The sequence below is a fragment of the Gemmatimonas sp. UBA7669 genome (genome assembly GCF_002483225.1).
GTDB lineage: Bacteria > Gemmatimonadota > Gemmatimonadetes > Gemmatimonadales > Gemmatimonadaceae > Gemmatimonas.
In genome coordinates, this window is sequence record NZ_DLHL01000052.1 from 1 (window position 1) to 4,739 (window position 4,739).

The 4,739-nt window shown below is 65.2% G+C and carries 5 protein-coding genes; 4 read left to right on the forward strand and 1 reads right to left on the reverse strand.

The window, feature by feature from the left end; all coding sequences use genetic code 11:
* Window positions 1-109: 109 nt before the first annotated feature.
* Entirely contained in the window at window positions 110-523 is a 414-nt protein-coding gene (locus B2747_RS15560; protein ID WP_291162958.1) for a GxxExxY protein, read from the reverse strand.
* Between the two features lie 281 nt (window positions 524-804).
* Here B2747_RS15560 and B2747_RS15565 point away from each other — a divergent pair, with 281 nt between their 5' ends.
* The 4 genes from B2747_RS15565 (at window position 805) to B2747_RS15580 (ending at window position 4,668) form a co-directional block, all read left to right on the forward strand.
* On the forward strand, window positions 805-1,635 hold the full coding sequence (locus B2747_RS15565; protein WP_291162960.1) for a DUF1028 domain-containing protein: 831 nt from the start codon (window positions 805-807) through the stop codon (window positions 1,633-1,635).
* A gap of 11 nt (window positions 1,636-1,646) precedes the next feature.
* Window positions 1,647-2,243: a YbhB/YbcL family Raf kinase inhibitor-like protein gene (locus tag B2747_RS15570; protein WP_291162962.1), complete on the forward strand. Its 597-nt coding sequence runs from the start codon at window positions 1,647-1,649 to the stop codon at window positions 2,241-2,243.
* Between the two features lie 92 nt (window positions 2,244-2,335).
* A complete protein-coding gene (locus tag B2747_RS15575) occupies window positions 2,336-3,370 on the forward strand; it encodes an acyltransferase (RefSeq protein ID WP_291162964.1) in 1,035 nt (344 codons plus the stop codon).
* 89 nt (window positions 3,371-3,459) lie between these two features.
* A complete protein-coding gene (locus tag B2747_RS15580) occupies window positions 3,460-4,668 on the forward strand; it encodes a glycosyltransferase family 4 protein (protein WP_291162966.1) in 1,209 nt (402 codons plus the stop codon).
* Window positions 4,669-4,739 lie beyond the last annotated feature (71 nt).

The following is a 4,739-nucleotide window of genomic DNA, read 5'->3' on the forward strand; positions in this document are numbered from 1 at the left end:
AGGTCCCTGCTAGATACAAGGATGGGAGGGGCGGGCGTCGAGGGCTCAAGCAGGCACGAGCCCTCGACGCCCGCCTCTCTTATCCCCAGATCCTCCAATCCTCACACTTTCAGTTCATGCGCTCACCCCGAGCTGCCGATGTCCTCGGGTTCGACACCCTTGCAATGCCCTCCTTCATTGTCCCCAATCCAAAATTGAGCAACAGACCGTGTGGCAGATCCAGCAATCGCAAGTACGTCAATAACTGCTGTCGATGCACGGGATGCGGACGCTCAGCGTGCTTGATCTCCACGACCAACTGTCGCTCGACGAGCAGGTCGACCCGGTACGCATGCGGCACCACGATGCCGTCGAAGGCCAGATCAACCGGCAGTTCGCGCGCGACCCGCAGGCCCTCACGTAGCAGCATCTCCTCGAGCAGCACGCGGTAGCTCGATTCGAGCAGGCCGGGACCGAGATGCTGGTGGATGCGGATGGCGCTGTGGATAACGAGGGCCGAGAGGTGGTCGGGGTGGGGGCGCATGGTCGTACATTGGCCGGTGACGTCATAGCCGTGTCATCGCTTGTCGGCGGGCATCGTTGAACTGAAGGTGTGAGGATGGGAGGATCTGGGGATCAGAGGGGCGGGCGTCGAGGGCTCTTCCCTGCCTGAGCCCTCGACGCCCGCCCCTCCTATCCTCGGATCCTCGTATCCTCACACCTTCAGTTCTACGGTGCCGCCGGAAGCACACGCACCAAAAGCACTTGCCCCATCGACGCCCGACGCGCATTAAGGAACAGCATCCCCCCCATCCCCGCCCCGCCATGCGCCTGATCCTCCTCCTCGCCCTCCTGCTCCTCCCCTCAACCGCCCACGCCACCTGGTCGGTTATCGCCGTCGACAAGGCCACCGGTCGCGTGGTGATCGCCTCAGCCACCTGCGTCGATCGCGATGATGCCTTCTTGCGGGGCATCCAGGCCGTCGTCGTGCCCGGCAAGGGCGTGGCAGCCTGTCAGGCGGCCGTTGACGGCACACACGCCAATCAGATGCTGGTGTACCGCGAGCTGCAGAAGGGCACCGATCCCGCGCGCATCATCGAGATGCTGAGCGCCGATCCGGCCTATCAGAGCCGGCAGTTCGGCATCGTGGATCTCAGTGGCCGCCACGCCGGTCACTCCGGGCTCTCCAACGGTTACGTGAGTCAGGACATGCAGGGGCAGGTGCCGGGTACGGAGATCTACTACTCCATTCAGGGCAACATCCTGCGCACGGGCGACGTGATTCCAAACGCCGTGCGGGCTTTTGTGCACACACAGGGCTCGCTGACCGACCGCGTCATGGCGGCGCTGGAAACCGCCGATCAATACGGCGGCGACAGCCGCTGTGTGTGCCCGCCGCTGCCCAGCGACATGAGCAAGCCCGCCATTCCCTGTGAGGGACGCACGTCGTACATCGCGTACATCCTGATGGCCAACACCAATGACCCGGTGGGCAGCTCGCATAGTGACGGACGCTACGCCATGTATCTCACGGTTGCGCAGCCCTCGCAGGGTGGACCGAACGCCATCAAGCCCGGCGAGAATCTGAATCCCGTCAAGACGCTGCGCGCGCGTTACAACGCGTGGCGGCGTACTCAGCCGGCTTCCTTCAAGTGAGGACGCGCACCATGCTTTCAGCCCGTTCAGTTGGCCGCCTGCTGACCGCTGGACTGCTGCCGCTGCTGCTTGGTGTGGCGGCTCCAGTTGCGGCGCAGCGTCCGGCGCCGCGCGCCGTGCTTTCGTTGAGCTCACCGGCCTTTGCCGATGGTGGACTCATTCCCGCGGCGCATGCGCAGACAGGTCGTGATGTGTCACCACCACTGACCTGGAGTGGGGTGCCGGACAGCACGCGCAGCTTCGTGCTCATCGTACGCGATCTCGACGCACTCGTTGGCGATGCCACCGACGACGTGCTGCACTGGATGGCGTGGAACATTCCGGCGACGGCCACGTCACTACGCGCGGGTGTGCCGAGTGGCGCGCAGTTGGACAACGGCATGCGGCAGATCAGCATCAGCGGGCCCTACTACCGCGGACCGGCGGCGCCGGCTTCCGGACCGCCGCACCACTACGTGTTCGAGCTGTACGCGCTCGACGTCATGCTCAATATCGCTCCAACGGCCATGTCGCCAGCCGCGACACGTGAAGCGGTGTTGCGCGCGATGACTGGTCACATTCGCGGCAAGGGTGTGCTGACGGGACGCTACCAGCGCCCCTTGCCGTAATGCCGGACGGCGAGACGAGAAGCCAGCGCGAAACACCGCCACCCGCGTCACACGCAGCGTCGGCGTCAGTATCGACGTCTCGTCTCGCCGCTGTGGACAGCATGCGCGTGCTGGCCATTCTCGCCGTCATCGCCATTCACGTGGCGCCGTTCACGCATGATGCACCACCGGCGCGCATTGGTCTCACGTGGAATCTGCCCACCATCGTCAATCAACTGGCGCGCTTTGCGGTGCCGTGCTTCTTCGTGCTCTCGGGCTTCTTCTGGGCACAGCGCACGGCAGACCCCGACCGGCGATGGCCGGTTACACGTCAGATGCTGCAACGCCTCGGCTTTCTGTTCCTGGGCTGGTCGCTCATTTACACACTGCCTTGGGATTCGGGGCGTCTGCTGCGCGACTGGCCAGCCAGTTACGGTGACATCCTCGCGCGCAATCTGCGGTGGATCAGCACGCACAAACTGCTCGTGCTGCTGCAAGGTGCCGAAACCCATCTCTGGTTTCTTGTGGCGCTGGCGTTCGCCGCAAGCATCTCGGCGCTCTGGCTGCGCTGGGGGAGTTGGCGTTCCCTGCTGCTGTTGGGCCTCGTGCTGTTTGCGCTGGCCATGCTCATGCGGCCCTATGTGAAGCTGCCGTTCGGCATTCCTGTGCGCTTCAACCCGCGCAACGGGCCGGCATTTGCCTTGCTTCCCTTCACCCTCGGCATCGCGCTGGCCTGGCGCGCGCCGTCACCCGTCCTGTTCCCTCGGCAGTGGCAGCGCTGGGGTATCGGGCTCTTTATGGCAGGCACGATACTGTCAGCCGCCGAGCTCACCTGGCTGCGTGTGAGCTACGGGCGCAGTCTGGCGCAGGACGCCGTGTTCTCCACCATGCTCTGCGGACTTGGCGCGGCCTGCCTGGCGCTCGGCAATCCGGCATGGCTGGCTCAATCGCGATTGGCGCGGCTTGGCCCGCTGGTTCTCGGTATCTATGCCGTGCATCCACTTGTCATCGATGTGCTGCTGCCGCAGCTCCCCAGGACGCGCGGCATGCTGCTCGACGTGCTGGCTCTGCTGCTGGTGTTTGTCCTGTCGTGGGGCGTGAGCAATCTGTTGGCCAGAACGCGATGGACGCGGTTCCTCGTACGCTGATCGCCGTGTACACTGTACATGACTCGGCACGTGACTTGCCCGTGACCACGGTGTGATGTTGCCGGAACGCGGGAGTGTCTGCGTACGGTATGCTCAACTCCGCGTTATCGCATGCACCGCGTCGTCCGCGCCTGCTCATGGCCACCGACTCGTGGACACCGCAGGTCAATGGCGTGAGTGTGGTTACCGCCACCATGGTGGACGGTTTGCGCGATGCCGGCTGGGACGTGGATGTGCTCGCGCCGCGGCTTGCCCGCGATCTTCCGCCGACGGACGGAGAAAGTGGTCCGCGCTGGCTCGACGCGGTATCACTTCCCGGTTATGCCGATGTGCGTGTGGCACGCCCGCAATGGGCCCGTGTTCGCGAGGCCTTTGACCGTGTGCAGCCCGACGTGGTGCATTGTGCCACCGAGTTTGTCGTTGGCCGTATGGCTCGCATCGAAGCGACGCGCCGCGGCATTCCCTTCACGACGTCCTATCACACGGATTTCGCCCGATACACGCGCAGCTATGGCATTGCCTGGTTGCGGACGCCCGTTTCGCGCTGGCTGACACACAGTCATCGGCGAGCCGCGCTGACCTTCACCCCGTCGGACTCCGCCTGTCAGGACCTGCACGCCCGCGGCTTGCGGCGCGTGGCCGTCTGGGGGCGGGGCATTGATACCGTCCACTTTCATCCGCGACATCGGCGCCGGGACGCGCACGAAGCGCCGGGGGCGCGTGCGCCGTTCACCTTCCTGTACGTGGGACGGCTGGCGCCCGAGAAGAACTTGCCCATGCTGCTCGACGCGTTTCTCGCAGTCCGCGCCGCGCGGCCTGACGTCCCCATGCAGTTGCAGCTGGTCGGCGATGGGCCCTTGACGGGATGGCTGCGGAACTGGATCCAACGAAACGCAGCGGGCGTGGTTCACTGCCTTGGTGCGCGATCGCGGGAAACGGAGCTTCCGCAGCTCTACGCCGATGCCGATGCCTTTGTGTTTGCCTCCACGACCGAGACACTTGGCCTCTCCGTGCTCGAAGCCATGGCGTCTGGTACGCCGGTCGTCGCCGTGCCGGCCGGTGGCGTGGGCGAACATGTCATCGACGGCGTGAACGGCCTGACCTGCTCGGCTGACCACCCCAGCACCATTTCGGCGGCCATGACGCGCCTGCTTGATGACCCGGGGCTGCGTTTGCGATTGGGGTGCGGTGCCAGGCGGCATGCCGAGCGCTTCGGGGCCGAGGCGGAGAGGCGTCGGCTTGACCGGTTGATGCGGCGCGTGCTGGTCGCGCGAGGTTCTGAGGAGCCGAAGAACTGAAGGTGTGAGGATCGGAGGATCCGAGGATAAGAGGGGCGGGCGTCGAGGGCTCGTCGTATGCTGAGCCCTCG